Below are 17,416 nucleotides of genomic sequence, written 5' to 3'. Positions count from 1 at the left end.
TAGAAATACATACAACAAGCGCATGGCTATTCATTCACACGATAAGTGATGAACCGAATAACCCTACGGAAGAATTTACGATGTAAATTCATGTTTGGTGGCGATAGCGGAGGGGTTCCACACGTACCCATCCCGAACACGACCGTTAAGCCCTCCAGCGCCGATGGTACTTGGACCGCAGGGTCCTGGGAGAGTAGGACGTCGCCAAGCAGAGCTTTATGATTAATATTCCCTGATAGCTCAGTTGGTAGAGCACTCGACTGTTAATCGAGTTGTCACAGGTTCGAGTCCTGTTCGGGGAGCCATTTGCTCTCATAGCTCAGCAGGTAGAGTGCATCCATGGTAAGGATGAGGTCACCGGTTCGAACCCGGTTGAGAGCTTGTTATAGGATGGCCCGTTGGTCAAGGGGTTAAGACACCTCCCTTTCACGGAGGTAACAGGGGTTCGAATCCCCTACGGGTCATAGGATAGTATGGAGGCTTAGCTCAGCTGGGAGAGCATCTGCCTTACAAGCAGAGGGTCGGGGGTTCGAGCCCCTCAGCCTCCACCATTTTTCATCCTCTTACCTGGATGAAATCTTGGGGAATTGTGAATCATATGCATATTGGGGATTAGCCAAGCGGTAAGGCAACGGACTTTGACTCCGTCATGCATAGGTTCAAATCCTATATCCCCAGCCATTAAGAGCCATTAGCTCAGTTGGTAGAGCACCTGACTTTTAATCAGGGTGTCGAAGGTTCGAGTCCTTCATGGCTCACCATTGTATTACATGCGCGTGTGGCGGAATTGGCAGACGCACTAGACTTAGGATCTAGCGTCTTTGACGTGGGGGTTCAAGTCCCTCCACGCGCATCTTGTTTTTGCGGACGTGGCTCAGCGGTAGAGCATCGCCTTGCCAAGGCGAGGGTCGCGGGTTCGATTCCCGTCGTCCGCTCCATATTTGCGCCCTTAGCTCAGCTGGATAGAGCGTTTGACTACGAATCAAAAGGCCGGGAGTTCGAATCTCTCAGGGCGCGCCATATTTAAAAAAGTATAATATCGGGATGTAGCTCAGCTTGGTAGAGCACCTGGTTTGGGACCAGGGGGTCGCATGTTCAAATCGTGTCATCCCGATACTAATTTGCGGGTGTAGTTCAATGGTAGAACTTCAGCCTTCCAAGCTGATAGCGTGGGTTCGATTCCCATCACCCGCTTACCGATTACCTAGAAGCCGAAAGGCTTCTTTTTATTTTGTCCACATTACATTTACTTCTATGTATATAAGCTATTGCAGTTATGTCTCCTGTCATGCACAGTTGGGGATGACTTGTGCATATTGTATATAGGCTCTTGTTACTTATGACACCTAGATCCCGAATTTCCCCTCTAACGTACCCATTTCTCCTGCAGTAAGGCTAATTTCGTGATCAAATCCTTTGAATATAGGAATCCTATAGCTATTATGGTACGAATTCATGGTGATAACTCTGCATCTGCTCTTGCGTTGTGCACATTCCCATTTATTTATGTGGGTAAAAAGCGAAGTCTTAAAGAGGAAATGCTCTAGAAACACTGAGGAAATGGCTAATTTGTGTATATCCTTGTGGATAGAAGGATAATGGGGTTGACTTTGTCAACAATTAATAAACATATACACATCATGTTGCATGAATTTGCACCTTTAAAACCACACTCTTTATAAGAGACTGTGCATAATGTTTCACGCATCACTAGTGTATACATTCATTTCTATTATTAATTTTATATTTTTGCATAATAATCCAATATTTTCTTAAAAGAAGTATTTCAAAAACATGATTTTTTACTGTAAATTTTGCAGCTTTTCATGCGTTTTTATTGTATGATGTTAAGAAAGTGTCAAATTTCGTGTGTATACGTACCTTTGCTACAACTGTATATGGTGTGGAACAGATCAGATGGGGGGAAAAGCATGACTGAGCTTACGTTAACCGCTAACAAAAACCAATCCAACAATCTGCTGCGGCGGGACGTTCGTTTTCTAGGGAATATTCTTGGTGAGGTTTTGGTTCATCAGGGTGGCAACGAACTTTTGGATATCGTGGAGAAAATACGTGAGACAAGTAAATCGTTACGTGCCGGGTATCAGCCGGAGTTGTATGAGAATTTCAAACAAATGGTCAGCGGACTGGATACGGATATTCGTCACCAGGTTATTCGCGCGTTTGCGATTTATTTTCAGTTGGTGAATATCGCTGAGCAAAACCATCGTATTCGCCGTAAGCGGGATTATGAGCATTCGGCTGGTGAAGATGTTCAACCTGGTTCCATTGAAAGTTCCGTTCAGGAGCTTAAACAAGGGGGCTTCTCCGCCGAGGACGTTAGCAACTTGCTGAATGAGCTCTCTTTGGAGCTGGTCATGACCGCACATCCTACAGAAGCGACACGACGAGTAATACTTGATATCCACAAGCGCATTTCCGAGGACGTCATGCTGCTGGATAATCCGATGCTTACCTTACGTGAGCGGGAACAGGTACGGGAAAATCTGCTAAACGAAGTAATTACGCTTTGGCAGACAGATGAGTTGCGTGATCGCAAGCCAACTGTATTAGATGAAGTAAGAAATGGAATGTATTATTTTCACGAGACCTTGTTTCATGTACTGCCAGATGTGTACCAAGAATTGGAACGATGTTTGGACAAATATTATCCCGAACAAAAATGGCACATACCTACTTATCTGAGATTTGGTTCCTGGATCGGTGGAGACCGGGATGGCAATCCGTCTGTGACAGCTCATGTGACTTGGGAAACGTTACGTATGCAGCGCAAGTTGGCTTTGAGAGAATATCAGCACACGTTAAAGGAACTCATGGGTTACTTGAGTTTCAGCACCAGCATTGTGCGAGTTTCCGATGATCTACTGGCTTCTATTGAAGAAGACCGTACTCATATTACACTTAAAAAGATGGAAGTATGGCATAACGAAAAAGAGCCTTACCGCATTAAACTGGCATATATGATTGCTAAAGTGAACAACATCCTGGATGAAAGTAAACAGGGTACCCATGAGCGTTATAATTCTGCGGAAGAGCTCATTGCAGACCTAAATGTTATTGACAACAGCCTGCGTCATCATTTTGCCGATTATGTGGCAAACACATATATTCAAAAGATGATTCGCCAGGTAGAGTTGTTTGGATTCCATACAGCTACACTGGATGTGCGTCAGCATAGTCAGGAACATGAAAATGCGATGACTGAAATTCTGTCTAAAATGAATATTGTATCGGATTACAGTAAGCTATCAGAAGAGGAAAAAATAAATCTGCTGGAAAAGCTGCTGAATGAACCTCGTCCGATTACTTCACCGTATTTAAAATATAGCGATAGCACACAGGAATGTCTTGATGTATATCGTACGATTTATTTGGCTCAGGAGGAATTCGGCAAGCAGTCCATTACAAGCTACTTGATCAGTATGACTCAGGGAGCCAGTGACTTACTGGAGGTTATGGTCTTATCCAAAGAGGTAGGCCTGTTCCGCATCGAGAAGGATGGCACTGTTATCTGTACGCTGCAATCCGTCCCTTTGTTCGAAACGATAGATGATCTGCACGCTGCACCCGATATTATGAGAAGATTGATGAACTTGCCTGTATATCGACAATCTGTGGCTGCGATGGACCAGCTTCAGGAGATTATGCTGGGATACTCGGACAGTAATAAAGATGGCGGTGTGGTTACAGCGAATTGGGAACTTCGGGTCGCTATGAACAGCATTACGGAAGTAGTTAATGAGTTTGGCGTAAAAGTGAAGTTTTTCCACGGTCGTGGAGGTGCGCTGGGTCGTGGAGGAATGCCACTTAATCGCAGTATTTTGGCTCAACCTCCTCATACGATTGGAGGCGGAATCAAAATCACGGAGCAAGGTGAAGTACTATCATCCCGATACTCGCTTAGAGGCATCGCGTACCGAAGCTTGGAGCAGGCAACATCGGCGCTGATTACGGCTGTGGCATATCATCGTTCCGGGAAGAAGGAAGTGTTTGAGGAGAGCTGGGAGGAGATTATCGCCCGCATTTCCCAAGTTTCACTGGATAAGTATCAGGATTTGATTTTCCGAGATCCGGATTTCTTCAACTTCTTCAAAGAATCTACACCGTTGCCTGAGGTGGGCGAGCTGAATATTGGATCTCGTCCGTCCAAGCGTAAGAACAGCGAACGTTTTGAGGACTTGCGCGCCATTCCATGGGTTTTTGCATGGACACAAAGCCGTTACTTGTTACCTGCATGGTATGCGGCTGGAACAGGCTTGCAAAGCTTCTATCAAAACAATGAGGATAATCTTAAAGTGCTGCAAACGATGTTTAGGGACTCTGCTTTCTTCCGGTCACTTATTGATACACTGCAAATGGCAATCGCTAAAGCGGATCTACTGATTGCAGAAGAGTACGCTGGGATGTCGGATAACGAAGAGGCCCGGCAGCGTATTTTCGGGCAGATTTCAGCGGAGTTCAAGCTGACATCTGAGTTGATTTTGAAAATAACCGGACAATCCGAGATTTTGGACGACGTGCCGGTTATTCAGGAATCTATCCGGTTGCGTAATCCTTATGTCGATCCGTTAAGTTACTTGCAGGTTCAATTGCTAAGTGAGCTACGGGAGCTGCGGGATCAGAACGGTGATGACACTGAAATGCTGCGTGAGGTATTGTTGACAATTAACGGAATTGCCGCAGGCTTAAGAAATACGGGCTGATATAGTACGGTTGTACGAATACAGGCAATCGGGTACTCATGGGGTGCCCGATTGTGCTGTTTGTATATTGATGGCAGGCGTGCTTGCAGTTAGTAACAATACTACAGTTGATTTCCGGATAAAATTAAACTACGATGAATAATCATAAACATGTAATAAGTAACCCATCAGCAAGTCTGGGGGAGTATAGAGTGGATAATATGGAAAGCCGCTTGGTAAGGCTGGTACAGAAAGGCGATCAGCGAGCTTTTGCGGAGTTAGTCGAGTTATATAAAGATCGGATTTTTCATCTTTCCTACCGGATGCTAGGTAATCGCCATGAGGCGGAGGATCTGGTGCAGGAAACTTTTTTGCGTGTGTATCGTAATTTGGAAAAATATGATCATGGACAGAAGTTCTCAACCTGGATTTATCGAATTGCTACAAATCTGTGCATTGATCGTCTGCGAAGGAGAAAACCTACATACTCACTTGATGCTGAAATGAATGATCAGGAAGGTGTCGATGGGTACGCCATGCTCGCCAGTGAAGAGCTTACCCCTGAGGGGAGTACGCTTCTGTCCGAAACGCAGGCTTTGATTCATGACGCCATTGACAGCCTTCCAGATAAATACAGAACGATTATGGTTTTACGGTACTTGCAGGAGCTTTCCTTACAGGAAATCAGCGATGTGCTCAATCTCCCAGTTACCACTATTAAGACAAGAGTACACAGGGGGCGGGATTTTCTGCGCAAAAAACTGGAGCACAAGCTATAGATCATACGCATAGATTCTAGGAAAAGAGTCTGCATAAATGTTTTTATGAAACATAATGCTCGTTGTAACGTATGTAAGATGAGCAAAGTTTCTAAGCCGGAGCATGTTATGTTGAGAAACACGGAAGAATATTAGAAAGGATTGGCTCATATGGATTGCAAACAAGCCGTCTCTTTTATGCATGACTATCTAGATGGCGACCTGTCTGAGCAGGACAAACATGAGTTGGAACAGCACTTGTTAAACTGCCCGGAATGCCGCATGCGTTTTAAAGAGCTGGAGCGGACGGATGCGATGCTTTACGGTACACGCTATCATCAAGTGCCGTGTGTATCGGATGAGCTGACATTTCGCATTATGAATGCTTTGCCGCCGCATAAAAGACAGACTGCGGTGCCTATGCTGACGTGGGTGAAAAGGCATCCCGCTGTAACAGCCGCTGCCTTCTTCCTTATTGTTATATGCTCAAGCATGGCCAGCTTTTCTAGCACGGACCATCAATTGGTAGTCAAAGGAAGCCAACTGGATCAAGTCGTTATTCAGGGTGATACTGTGATTGTGCCTGAAGGGAAATCCATTGCCGGAGATTTAACAGTGCAAAATGGTGAAGCCCGTGTATACGGTGATGTGGAAGGAAATGTAACTGTGATTGATGGTTCTTATTATCAAGCGTCCACCGCCCATATTGCAGGACAGGTTAAAAGTATTGATCAAACCTTGGATTGGATTTGGTACAAGGTTACTGATTTATTCGGGGGACCATCTTCTCCATAAAAGAAGCTTGAAATGGCAAGGACAATATCGAGCGCCTCTTTCCGCTGGAAAAGGCGTTTTTTTGTATATGAAGCTGGCGAATTGTACTGTATTTTACTGATTTTAGCGGTTCTTTTGTCACACAGCTTGCAACGTGAGCCTGATCGTTATAACCTAGATAGAGAGAGCATACTGTGTACATATTACACCCACTCACTACAGAAAATTGCGGGGGCATGCGCATGTTGGATTATTTTGCGGACCTGACTTGGAAAGAGTCCATTAAAGATATTATCGACATTTTGATCGTAACCTATATTATGTATCAGCTTATTTTACTTGTTCGCGGAACGCGTGCAGTTCAATTGCTGAAAGGGATTCTGTTTCTGGTTGTCATTTGGGCGGTTAGCACCTGGTTTGATTTGTATACGCTCAAGTGGTTGATGAATCAGATGTTCACCTTTGGTGTGGTGGCTATCTTTATTATTTTTCAGCCTGAGTTGCGTCGTGCACTGGAGCAATTGGGGCGTGGCAAATTATTTGGGCGTTCGTCTGCGGATGATGAAGAGATTAACAAGTTAATCGGAGAAATGATTAAGGCGCTGAATTATTTATCACGTAGGAAAATAGGAGCTTTGGTCGTATTTGAGCGCGAGACAGGGCTAAACGAATATACGGAGTCTGGTATCAAGACACAGGCCGTAGTCAGTTCTGAACTGCTAATTAACATCTTCATTCCTAATACGCCTCTGCATGATGGTGCGGTGATTATTCAAAATAAACAGATTGCTTCTGCGGCCTGTTATTTGCCATTATCAGAAAATCCGTTCATCAGCAAGGAGTTGGGAACCCGTCACCGGGCTGCGATTGGGGTGAGTGAGGTAACGGATGCCGTAACTGTCGTGGTATCGGAGGAAACAGGGCAAATTTCTTTGGCCATTAATGGACAGGTCGTGCGCGACATTAAGGAAGAATCCCTAATCTCCAAGCTGTATGAGGAGTTGCGGCCAACACCGTCTTTGAAGGAAAAACGCGGCTCATTCTGGAATCGGAGGGGAGGCCGTGGAAATTCATGATGGACAAATGGATTAACAATAATACGATTTCCAAGATATTGGCGCTTGCGGTTGCTGTCCTGCTGTGGGGAATGGTCCATCTAGATACAGGTACACCTTCATCTACGCTGACCGTTTCTTATAATAATAAAGTGATTGATAATGTGGGCATTCAGGCTAGTGGTCTGGATGATTCAAAATATGTATTGTCTACCATGGATACTGACCATGTTAAGATGGAGGTCAGAGGACAGCGCTCTGTGCTGACTTCTTTTTTCGCGGATAATTATCAGGCAAAGCTGAACTTAAACGGCTTAGGAGCAGGTACTAAAACATTGTCACTCGAACCGGACTTGCCGGATGGAGTGGAGTTGGTGTCTATGACTCCTAACCGTGTTACAGTGACGATTGAGGAAAAACAAACGAAATCATTTAATGTATCTATAGTTCCTAAAGGAAACCCAGATGGGGGACTGCAGCTTGGGAAGCCTGTAATTGCTCCTCAAACCGTGAAGGTTACCTTGCCTAAAAGCCAGTTGAGTACCGTTACTACCGTTCAAGGGGCTGTTAATACGGATGGTATCTCAGAAAAGTTTGAACAGAAGCGTGTAAAACTGAAGGCTTATAACAAAAAGGGACAGGAACTTACAGGAGCGGTCATTGAGCCATCCACTGTGTCCGTTGAAATTCCGGTAACTCAGCAGGCGAAATCTGTGCCCGTTAAGATTGTCTATGCTGGAGAGTTGCCAGACGGATTGGCGCTTTCTAAGGTCAATGCAAACGTGAAGGAAGCGGCGGTATATGCATCGCAGGATGTATTGAGCAGCCTCAGCTCTTACGTCACGGCTACATTGGATTTAAGTCAATTCACGGAAGCGGGGACTCGTACAGTTCAAGCTAATTTGGCAGCCCCCTCAGGTTCTGATAAAATCGAGCCAGGGTCAATACAAATTCAGGTGACCGTCGTCCCTTCCAATGAAGTCACAGATACGGAACGGACGCTGTCAGGCATCCCAATCGTTTTACAAGGTGCAGGAGATAAAGCGACTACGACTGTTACAGCACCCGTAGGTAAGACGATGGATGTTACTGTGAAGGGCCCGCAGGATATGGTAAACAATTTAACCAATGATGATATTAGTTTGGTGGCAGATGTAAGTGGCCTCGCGGCTGGTCAACACGAGGTTACTCTGAAAGTAGGCTTGCCTAAATATATTACGCAAGCCGGAAATGCTGGCCAACTAAAGGCAACGGTCAACATTGAGAGCCCTTCTACGCCTGCTGTAACGAATCCGAATAGTGAGAATGAACCAAACCCCTCTGGTAGTGGCGAAAAGGGGCAGGAGAGGCCACAGGAGGGGCAAGGCAGTCAAGGTGGGGACTCTGACGCTAAGACCGGGGACAACGCAGCTGCGGAGGATAAAACAAATCCTCATAACGGCGCAGATTCTTCTGCGAATGGAACCTCGGAAAACAGTCAGCCATAACATGTTTTATCTGTAGTAAATAATCAAGATTTATTAGACAAAAAAAGGGAGTCATTTTACATGGGGAAATATTTTGGTACAGATGGTGTACGAGGCGTTGCTAATCAGGAACTTACAGCCGAACTGGCATATAGCATTGGCCGCTGCGGCGGATATGTTTTAGCAGGTAATGTAGAGAAACCGACAGTTGTTATTGGTATGGATACACGGATATCCGGACTGATGCTGGAATCGGCTCTTGTAGCCGGTTTGCTGTCCATTGGGGCTAATGTGGTTCGTCTAGGTATTGTTTCGACACCTGGGGTGGCATATCTCACACGTCAATTGAAAGCTGACGCTGGTGTAATGATCTCAGCATCACACAATCCAGTTGAAGACAACGGCATTAAGTTTTTTGGCGGTGACGGTTTTAAATTGACAGACGAAACGGAATTGAAAATTGAAGAGCTCATGGATGCAAAAGAAGACCAACTGCCTCGTCCGATTGGCGGTGGATTGGGAACGGTTGTTGTAGACGAGCATTCTCGCTACGATTATCTGGAGTTCTTGAAAACAACAATTAGCCATTCTTTTGAAGGGTTAAAAATTGTACTGGATTGTGCTAACGGAGCAGCTTATGAGCTGGCGCCGAAGCTCTTTGCAGAACTGGGAGCTGAGGTACACACTATTGGTGCCGAGCCGAACGGTTTGAACATCAATGATCATTGCGGCTCGACTCATCCTGAAAAGCTGAAAGAGGAAGTACGCCGCTTGAAAGCAGATATTGGTTTGGCCTTTGACGGCGATGCCGACCGTCTGATCGCGATTGATGAGAACGGGGAAGAGGTAGACGGCGACTATATTCTCTGCATTTGCGGAGATGCAATGAACCGTGCGGGAAAACTCAAGGACAGCACCATTGTATCGACCGTGATGAGTAATATCGGTTTTTATAAAGCTACTGAAAAGCTGGCACTCAAGACTGCAAAAACTGCGGTCGGGGACCGTTATGTGATGGAAGAAATGCGTCGGGGTGGATTTAACCTAGGCGGTGAGCAGTCTGGCCATGTTATTTTCCTGGATCACAATACGACAGGCGATGGCATGCTGACTGGAATTCAGCTGGTAGATACCTTGAAAGCTTCCGGCAAGAAAATGAGTGAGCTAAAATCGCTCATGAAACAGTATCCGCAAGTGCTCGTAAATGTGCGTGTGCAGGACAAACGCAATTACGAAGGGAATCCTGCAATTGCAGAAGCAATTGAGCAGGTGGAACAACAATTGGGCGATAATGGGCGTGTATTGGTCCGTGCTTCAGGCACAGAATCACTTATTCGTGTGATGGCCGAAGGCCCGGATAAGGACGAACTGGAGCAATTGGTCGGTCAGATCGTAGATGTCGTGAAGAAAGAATTAGTTTAAAATTTTGTAAACGTCCGTTGCCTGTGAAAAAGAAGCAGGCAACGGCGTTTGCGGTTATTTACTAACGATTTATGGCCTTCATGGTGTAATTATGAATAAAGTGTCATTGCCAAATGATACTTAGCTGAATATAATATAGGGATGCTGTGACTCAGATAGAGAAAGCGAGGGTTGTAAGGTAACGTAATACAAGCGCCAGAGCTTGATTTTGTGCGGGGGAACTTGGTGGAGAAGCAACGGATTCAGTTGAGATAAAGTTGCTCGCAAATCGGTTCACGACAAAACAAGCTGACGAGGTGAAGGTGTTCGAAACATTCGGCGGGGACCTTCCGGTGAAGCATCGAGCCGTAAACCGGCAGCGGAAAATGAACAGGCAACTGTTTACACAACGCACCGGTAGATGTCTTTATTATTTTATAACCTAAATTATAAGATTCATTTCATGAATGTGCGGCCATCATCATTGGCGTGCGCGGTTTGGGAATTTCGTTACATTCGTGAAGAGATGCCTGTAAATTCTATAGTTATCATTGACAACTTCATAGATGAATGAACTTTATTCCACAATCTACCGCACACGTTAGTCCTGTGATGAGTCGTCTTGTGAAATGATGATCGGGAGGATAACGAATATGTGTGGCATTGTAGGATATATTGGTAATCAGAATACGCAAGAGGTATTGATTGACGGATTGAAGAAGCTGGAGTATCGCGGTTATGACTCTGCGGGTATTGCCGTGTTTACAGATTCAGGATTGCAAGTAGCCAAGGCTAAAGGTCGTCTGGCGAATCTGGAAGCTAAACTGGATGGTACGCCGTTGGTAGGCCATGCAGGTATCGGACATACACGTTGGGCAACGCACGGTAAGCCTTCTGATGAAAACTCCCATCCACATTTGGATGAGAGCCAAAAGTTCTCTGTAGTTCACAACGGAATTATTGAGAACTATCTGGAGCTGAAGGAGCAGCTGATCAGCGAAGGTCATACCTTTATTTCTGAGACGGACACGGAAATTATTTCCCATCTGGTTGCGCGTGAATATAAAGGGGATATCGTTAAAGCAGTACAAAAAGCAATTACCTTTATGCGCGGTGCTTTTGCACTGGGTGTGCTGACAGAGCACGAGCCTAATAAGCTGGTTGCTGTTCGTCAAGCTAGCCCGCTGGTTATTGGTGTGGGAGAAGGCGAGAACTTTATCGGTTCCGACATTCCGGCTATTCTGAAATATACACGCAATGTATTTATTTTGAACGATGGCGAAATGGCTGTTTTGACCAGTGATGCTGTCGAATTAATGACAATCGAAGGCCAATTTATTTCTCGGGAAATGATTCATGTCGAATGGGATGCTGTAACAGCGGAAAAAGGCGGCTATGAGCATTTCATGCTGAAAGAAATTCACGAGCAGCCTAAGGCTTATCGTGACACAATGTTGGGCCGTATCGATAAAGATACTAAAAAAGTTATTCTTCCTGAGTTGAAGCTGACAGAAGAACAAATTAAGAATATCCGCAACATTCAAATTGTTGCGTGTGGTACAGCTTACAATGCTGGTTTGATTGGTCGTACAGTTATTGAAAGTCTGGCTCGTATACCGGTAGAAAATGATGTGGCTTCCGAATATCGTTATCGTTCACCTATCGTAACACCAGAGACATTGGTGATCGTGGTGAGCCAATCCGGTGAAACTGCTGACACGTTGGCAGCCCTGCGTGAAGCACAAGCAAATGGTGCTCATGTACTGGCGATTACAAACGTAGTCGGTAGCTCCATCGCCCGTGATGCAGATGATGTGTTGGTTACACTGGCAGGACCGGAAATTGCCGTAGCCTCCACTAAAGCATATTCTTCACAGTTGATTGCGTTCTATCTGTTTGGTTTGTATCTCGCCCAAGTGCGTGGCACACAAACGGATGAGCAAGTAGCTCATGTGCTGGCTGCTATGGAATCCCTGCCAGAGCAAGTGGAAGAGATGCTGGGTAAAGCAGATGCGATCAAAGCTTATGCTGAGCAAATTGCGAGCCACAAGCACCTGTTCTTTATTGGTCGCGGTCAGGACTATGCTGTAGTACAGGAAGGCTCCCTGAAGCTCAAGGAAATCTCCTACATTCATTCCGAGGCTTATGCTGCGGGTGAATTGAAGCATGGTACACTGGCATTGATTGAAGACGGTATTCCAGTTATCGCTTTGGTAACACAGGAATCCGTGTTGGAGAAAACCGTGAGTAACATTAAGGAAGTCAAGGCTCGTGGTGCAGATGTTCTTGCGATTACGTACGAAGAGCATGCAGTTGAGTTGCTGAAGTCCGTGGATCAGGTATTTGCCATTCCGAAGACACTTCCAATTCTGTCTGCTGCAATTTCAGTTGTATCTCTCCAATTGTTGGCTTACTACGCTTCTCTTGCACTGGGTCATGATGTTGACAAACCACGTAACCTGGCGAAAAGTGTTACTGTAGAATAAGCGTTAGTAAAACGCTAACTAATTGTCTGGTGATAAAAAAGTGTGGAACCAGTAAAAGATGTATGGAACCAATAAAAAAACTGTGGAACCAGTAAAAAAAGTCTGGAACTAGTCATTTTACAAACATCAAGAAAGATCCCGATGATATATCGGGATCTTTTTAGCTTAGGAGGGCAATTATGTCTACAATAGGCCAACGAATTCGAACTATTAGAAAAACAAACAACTTAAATCAAATAAAGTTTGCAAATATAGTTGGAATTTCTCAAGGAACGTTGAGTGAGCTGGAGCAAGATAAATACAGACCCTCTCTTGATATAATTATAGCAATTAAAGAAAACTTCAATTCCCATATAGAGTGGTTAATCTTTGGAGATACGCCTGTATCAAAGAACACTATTTTTAATTTAGCCATTGAAGCTCAGGAATTAGAACTTATTTCTTTGTTTCGAGAACTTACTAAAGAAGATAGAGATGAAATTATTGATTTTATAAAACTGAAGATTGTTCGGTACTAATCTTTCACGGGAGTTCCTTAATAATATGTCTTAGAAATACTCATTTTAATTTTGGTACATAAAAGTCACAAATTATCCGTATATCGATTATTCCTGGCATTTATACATAAAAAAATTAACAATGACTATAATATGAATAGAGAAAGGAGTGTAATAATTCATGTCACTAAATTCACTTAGCATATTTGATATTGCTTTTGTAACACCCCACGGTAACTGTTTTCAGCAAGTTTTTTATACTTGCTCAAGAGCCATACGTGAGAAATGGTTTGAAAGAGCCTTGAAAGAAGGCGGTTGGAACCTCAGCATTAGATATACCCCAACTGATCTAAAATCAATTTACATAAGAAATGAATTTGAAGATTATGAAGAATGTAGATTGGTGGTAAAAGAATCATTACAAGGTCTTAACATAGAGACCTATTTACAGAGTGTGCAACTAATGAAACTTGCAAAGGAAATATTGAAAGACTACCCCTAAAAGTAAAACTTCAGCTATCACATAGTTAATTAAATTGTAAAAGAAGGTGTGAGGCACTACTTCTTTAAGCGAACTAATGGGTACTAAAATTTTCTATTTACTATATCTTTTCTTTAAAGGAGAGACAAAATGCTCCATTAAAAAGGTAATATTTTTACCGGTTAGATTCAAATCTTCTTGTTCTAATACCTGCCCATTTAATTCAGCAATACAAAGTAAATAATCGGTTGTAACATCAAAAACCTCTGCTAAAGATATTAAACGATTAATTTCAGGTCGTGCTACATTTCGCTCCCAATTAGAAACAACCTGTTTGGTTACCCCGATTTTATTAGCAAGTTCCTCTTATGTCCATTTATGGAGTAGTCTTAAATTTCTACATCGCTGTCCCAAAGTATTCATGAGTTCACCTCTATTGAGAATATCAAATAGGTTTTAACCCGACCCATCTGCTTACTAATTATACCTACTTATAGCTCATATTATAGCTTATTCATACCCTACTGTACCCTACGAGTATCCTATGAATAGGCTACGAAGTAAAATATAGCTAAAAAATATTACTTTGCTATTGTATAAAGCTGTGAGTTGTTATATTCTACATTTGTATTTTGAAGTAAAACTAAAATATATCTTAGGAGTAGAAAAAGATAACTGAACTTTACTCTGATTTAGTAGTTCTAAAAAGAAGGTGAATAATGAGCAAAATTCGATCAAGTAAATCTATAGCATCTATTCAACGGAAAATCAAAGAAGGAAGAGGTCAAGGCCACTTTTCGGAATATAAACCTTGGTTGACTGTACATGATGTACCTTCAATAGGGATAGTTACTCGAATTCTTGGTTGGAAAAGTGGTCGACTTCACCATTATCTGTCTGAACACTTTGAATTGGCACGTCATTACCAAATGGAGTGGTCAGAGCAAGTGATTGATATTCGCGAACAAGTTCCTTTATTACCCCTAGATAAAACCCTCTATATTGCACAAAAGTTAGGCATTAAACATCCAACTGACCCCAAGAATAAGCTTCCCATCATTATGACTACAGATATGTTACTTACAGTAAAACAAGAAGAAAGTATAAAATTTATTGCACATTCCGCAACCCGTAAAGCGCCAATATATCCCCAGAAGGGTGCGGATCGGGCATACGAGATCATTCGAACGATAATGGAACGTCTGGAATTAACATTACACCCGACCAAGACGCGAGTATCCAACGGATTTTCCAGCAGAATATCCAGCTGACATCCAGTCACGTTTCCAGCCAGGCTTCCAGAAATTCGTCAGGTAATCATGTTAAGTTATCGCAAAGCGCAAGGATTCGGAGCACCGGCAGAGAATGTCTACAGGGAAGATCTCCCAAATCGGCCGGCACCCCGCCTGAATGTCGACACGCGTCGAATTCCTCGATTGATGGCAAACCATTCCCAGCGTTTCTTCTCCATTCGCTCTTTTTAGGCAAAATATTAACACCTTGTTGACCAAATTTAACTGAAGTTTTACTATACATTATTGGAAAATTTGATATAATTCTACCTAGGTCACCTTTCCAATTATGATAGAAAATAGAATTGGATGGTTTTTATACCTATCCAAACTGTGTGCGAGAGACCAGTCCACTGGCTACCCAGCAAGCCGGCATGCGGAGACCGACAATTGTGGAAAATGACAGCCGAGAATATGTTGCTCCAGTCAGAAGGTGGGGACCTGCTATATTCTGAGGACGGAAGAGCATATATTGATTTTTTTTTGCAGGTGCCGGGGCACTGAATTACGGTCATAACAACGATTATATCAAGGACCGGGTTCTCGATTACTTGACCTCCGACCGGATTATGCACGGTCTGGATATGTATACAATGGCCAAGCGCGAATTCATCCAGAGCTTCTCGGAGCGGATCCTGGAGCCGAAGAAGCTGAATTACAAGCTTCAATTCTGCGGTCCGACGGGGACGAACGCGGTGAAAGCGGCCCTTAAGCTCGCACGCAAGGCAAAGAAGAGAACCGGGATATTCGCATTCATGGGCGGCTTCCACGGCATGTCGCTCGGCAGCCTGTCGGCGACAAGCTCCAAGTCCATGAGGGAGGGGCGGGGCTTCCTCTGGGCGGAGTTACGTTCATGCCGCACCCGAGCGGGGCTTTCGCAGAAATGGATACGCTCGGCTATATCGAGAATATCCTGACTGATTCGCACTCCGGAATCGACAAGCCGGCCGCCATCCTGCTTGAAACGGTACAAGCCGAAGGCGGAATTCACGTCGTCGACGCGCAGTGGTTGCGCGGGCTGCAGCAGCTTTGCCGCAGGCACGATATCCTGCTCATTACCGACGAGATTCAAGTCGGCTGCGGCCGGACAGGCGAATTCTTCTCCTTCGAACGTGCGGGGATTCGAGCCGGATCTCATTACCCTGTCGAAGTCGATCAGCGGGTACGGCCTGCCAATGTACCTCCTGCTGCTGAAGCCCGAACTGGATCTCTGGACGCCGGGCGAGCACAACGGCACCTTCCGCGGCAACCAGCTCGCTTTTGTGGCCGCCAAGGCCGCTCTCGAGTTCCGGGACAGAGCCGCCCTGGAAGCCCAGGTGAAGCAGAAGGAAGAGTTTGTGCGCTCGTTCCTTGACAAAGAAATCAAGCCTCTGCATCCGTCCATCGCCATCCGAGGACTCGGCCTGATCTGGGGCATTGACGTCTCGGGCTTCACGTATGAAGCCGGGGCGAAGCGGATGACGGAGATCAGCTTCGAGAACGGGCTCATCATTGAAAGAGCCGGCAGAGGAGACTGCGTGCTGAAGATCATGCCTCCGCTGACCGTCTCGATGGAGCATCTGGCCGCCGGCTGCGACATTATCAAGTCCAGTATGCAGCAGGTGATCTCTCAGGAGACCCAGGATTTGCTGGTAACGACCTAAGCTCGGCCAAGCCGGTGGCCGCCCCGGCAAGAGGCACGGAAGTGCCTTCCGGGGGCCGTGCGGCCCTGATGTTAAGATAACGTTTTCACCCCATTGGAAGATTTTCTCTCCATGCTGCCTGCGGTACCGTCAGGCAGCATGGAATTCACCGCCAATCCAAGGGCTGTCCCGTTCATGCCATACGGAGCATTCTTTGAGCCTCATGCAGCACCATCGTCACATCTAATCGTCAGGAAAAGCTCACTACCCCGCAGCCGGATCTTTACTTATCCACACCAGGCGGGGGAATATACAAATCGTACATAGAGTGTATCAATATCCCTTAAACATAGGCTTCGACAAAGGCAGCTCCGGTGCCGAATCCGGAGGTACGGCCAACTTCCTGCTGGCCGGCCGGAATCCTACAGCAAGCCTTACATCGATGGGAGGAACATCCCTTGTTCACCCCCAAATCCAATTCCGAACCCAATGTTAAACCAAAGCCCGTCTTCGGGCGGCTCGTCCGCAGCAAGCATATTGAAGCAGAGGAGCCGGAAGCAGCCGCATCTCTTGCGTAGAACGATGCTCTTTGTTGTCTTTCACGCATGGGAGCCGAGCGGGACAGCTGCTAGGCAGAGGATTGCCGCATGCGATCAACCGGGCAAGCGAAGCGGTGACCTGGCGAAAGCCATTGACATTGTTGTCACATGTTTGAAAAGGCGGGGAGCGTTGCTGCGGCATATGCTCCGCCGGATTGCTTTTACCGATGAAGAGAGGGGAACGATCCAGATGGCTTTTGAAAAAGAAACGTTGTTTTGGAACGAAAAATTCGGTAGCGACGATTATACCTTGACGCGGCTGCCTTACAGCAAAGCTCCAAG

General features: G+C 45.1%; 11 protein-coding genes, 11 tRNA genes, 1 rRNA gene and 2 pseudogenes. 24 read left to right on the top strand and 1 reads right to left on the bottom strand.

Going from position 1 to position 17,416, the window contains the following annotated elements; genetic code table 11:
* Positions 1–93 precede the first annotated feature (93 nt).
* From rrf to C1T21_RS26790, 21 genes are all read left to right on the top strand, one after another.
* A 5S ribosomal RNA gene (gene rrf / locus C1T21_RS26890) occupies positions 94–210 on the top strand.
* 19 nt (positions 211–229) lie between these two features.
* Positions 230–305 (top strand) — tRNA-Asn (locus C1T21_RS26885).
* A gap of 3 nt (positions 306–308) precedes the next feature.
* Positions 309–381 (top strand) — tRNA-Thr (locus C1T21_RS26880).
* An 11-nt stretch (positions 382–392) separates the two neighbouring features.
* A tRNA-Glu gene (locus C1T21_RS26875) sits at positions 393–464 on the top strand.
* A gap of 11 nt (positions 465–475) precedes the next feature.
* Positions 476–551 (top strand) — tRNA-Val (locus tag C1T21_RS26870).
* A gap of 55 nt (positions 552–606) precedes the next feature.
* Positions 607–681 (top strand) — tRNA-Gln (locus C1T21_RS26865).
* 4 nt (positions 682–685) lie between these two features.
* Positions 686–761: transfer RNA gene (locus tag C1T21_RS26860), tRNA-Lys, on the top strand.
* 11 nt (positions 762–772) lie between these two features.
* Positions 773–853: transfer RNA gene (locus C1T21_RS26855), tRNA-Leu, on the top strand.
* Between the two features lie 10 nt (positions 854–863).
* Positions 864–938 (top strand) — tRNA-Gly (locus C1T21_RS26850).
* Positions 939–943: 5 nt separating this feature from the next.
* A tRNA-Arg gene (locus tag C1T21_RS26845) sits at positions 944–1,020 on the top strand.
* 20 nt (positions 1,021–1,040) lie between these two features.
* A tRNA-Pro gene (locus C1T21_RS26840) sits at positions 1,041–1,114 on the top strand.
* Between the two features lie 9 nt (positions 1,115–1,123).
* Positions 1,124–1,194 (top strand) — tRNA-Gly (locus tag C1T21_RS26835).
* A 737-nt stretch (positions 1,195–1,931) separates the two neighbouring features.
* The gene (gene ppc / locus C1T21_RS26830) at positions 1,932–4,724 is read left to right on the top strand and encodes a phosphoenolpyruvate carboxylase (protein ID WP_103050378.1); all 2,793 of its coding nucleotides are present in this window, start codon (positions 1,932–1,934) and stop codon (positions 4,722–4,724) included.
* A 191-nt stretch (positions 4,725–4,915) separates the two neighbouring features.
* Entirely contained in the window at positions 4,916–5,482 is a 567-nt protein-coding gene (gene sigW / locus C1T21_RS26825) for an RNA polymerase sigma factor SigW (protein WP_016818747.1), read from the top strand.
* 150 nt (positions 5,483–5,632) lie between these two features.
* Positions 5,633–6,256, top strand: coding sequence for an anti-sigma factor (locus C1T21_RS26820; protein ID WP_103050377.1), 624 nt, complete (start codon positions 5,633–5,635; stop codon positions 6,254–6,256).
* Positions 6,257–6,477: 221 nt separating this feature from the next.
* On the top strand, positions 6,478–7,311 hold the full coding sequence (gene cdaA / locus C1T21_RS26815; RefSeq protein WP_013312127.1) for a diadenylate cyclase CdaA: 834 nt from the start codon (positions 6,478–6,480) through the stop codon (positions 7,309–7,311).
* Positions 7,308–8,777 carry a CdaR family protein gene (locus C1T21_RS26810; protein WP_103050376.1) on the top strand — a complete coding sequence of 490 codons (1,470 nt, stop codon included), beginning with the start codon at positions 7,308–7,310 and terminating at the stop codon, positions 8,775–8,777. Before cdaA ends, C1T21_RS26810 begins: the two co-directional genes overlap by 4 nt.
* A 60-nt stretch (positions 8,778–8,837) precedes the next feature.
* Positions 8,838–10,178 carry a phosphoglucosamine mutase gene (gene glmM / locus C1T21_RS26805; RefSeq protein ID WP_103050375.1) on the top strand — a complete coding sequence of 447 codons (1,341 nt, stop codon included), beginning with the start codon at positions 8,838–8,840 and terminating at the stop codon, positions 10,176–10,178.
* Positions 10,179–10,810: 632 nt separating this feature from the next.
* On the top strand, positions 10,811–12,643 hold the full coding sequence (gene glmS / locus C1T21_RS26800) for a glutamine--fructose-6-phosphate transaminase (isomerizing) (RefSeq protein ID WP_103050374.1): 1,833 nt from the start codon (positions 10,811–10,813) through the stop codon (positions 12,641–12,643).
* Positions 12,644–12,822: 179 nt separating this feature from the next.
* A complete protein-coding gene (locus tag C1T21_RS26795; protein WP_103050373.1) occupies positions 12,823–13,161 on the top strand; it encodes a helix-turn-helix domain-containing protein in 339 nt (112 codons plus the stop codon).
* Positions 13,162–13,321: 160 nt separating this feature from the next.
* Positions 13,322–13,642: a hypothetical protein gene (locus C1T21_RS26790; protein WP_103050372.1), complete on the top strand. Its 321-nt coding sequence runs from the start codon at positions 13,322–13,324 to the stop codon at positions 13,640–13,642.
* A 93-nt stretch (positions 13,643–13,735) separates the two neighbouring features.
* Here C1T21_RS26790 and C1T21_RS26785 read toward each other — a convergent pair.
* Positions 13,736–13,975: pseudogene (locus tag C1T21_RS26785) on the bottom strand (helix-turn-helix domain-containing protein); the annotation flags it as partial.
* Positions 13,976–14,340: 365 nt separating this feature from the next.
* On the opposite strand from C1T21_RS26785, the gene C1T21_RS28250 reads away from it, so the two are divergent.
* The 3 genes and pseudogenes from C1T21_RS28250 to C1T21_RS26770 form a co-directional block, all read left to right on the top strand.
* On the top strand, positions 14,341–14,892 hold the full coding sequence (locus C1T21_RS28250; protein ID WP_258012641.1) for a PDDEXK family nuclease: 552 nt from the start codon (positions 14,341–14,343) through the stop codon (positions 14,890–14,892).
* Positions 14,893–15,351: 459 nt separating this feature from the next.
* Positions 15,352–16,556 (top strand): annotated as a pseudogene (locus C1T21_RS26775) (diaminobutyrate--2-oxoglutarate transaminase); the annotation flags it as partial.
* A gap of 549 nt (positions 16,557–17,105) precedes the next feature.
* Positions 17,106–17,416: hypothetical protein (locus C1T21_RS26770; RefSeq protein ID WP_180984659.1), on the top strand; the 311-nt coding region annotated here is incomplete at its 3' end.

This window comes from Paenibacillus sp. F4 (assembly GCF_002894905.1).
Lineage (GTDB): Bacteria > Bacillota > Bacilli > Paenibacillales > Paenibacillaceae > Paenibacillus > Paenibacillus polymyxa_B.
This window is presented reverse-complemented; position numbering and strand designations above follow the sequence as displayed.

Bases quoted from the DNA above. Each gene is read 5' to 3' on its own strand.
- C1T21_RS28250 (WP_258012641.1), top strand. From the start codon at position 14,341: ATGAGCAAAATTCGATCAAGTAAATCTATAGCATCTATTCAACGGAAA.
- C1T21_RS26820 (WP_103050377.1), top strand. From the start codon at position 5,633: ATGGATTGCAAACAAGCCGTCTCTTTTATGCATGACTATCTAGATGGC.
- glmS (WP_103050374.1), top strand. From the start codon at position 10,811: ATGTGTGGCATTGTAGGATATATTGGTAATCAGAATACGCAAGAGGTA.
- cdaA (WP_013312127.1), top strand. From the start codon at position 6,478: ATGTTGGATTATTTTGCGGACCTGACTTGGAAAGAGTCCATTAAAGAT.
- ppc (WP_103050378.1), top strand. From the start codon at position 1,932: ATGACTGAGCTTACGTTAACCGCTAACAAAAACCAATCCAACAATCTG.
- glmM (WP_103050375.1), top strand. From the start codon at position 8,838: ATGGGGAAATATTTTGGTACAGATGGTGTACGAGGCGTTGCTAATCAG.
- C1T21_RS26810 (WP_103050376.1), top strand. From the start codon at position 7,308: ATGATGGACAAATGGATTAACAATAATACGATTTCCAAGATATTGGCG.
- C1T21_RS26790 (WP_103050372.1), top strand. From the start codon at position 13,322: ATGTCACTAAATTCACTTAGCATATTTGATATTGCTTTTGTAACACCC.
- C1T21_RS26795 (WP_103050373.1), top strand. From the start codon at position 12,823: ATGTCTACAATAGGCCAACGAATTCGAACTATTAGAAAAACAAACAAC.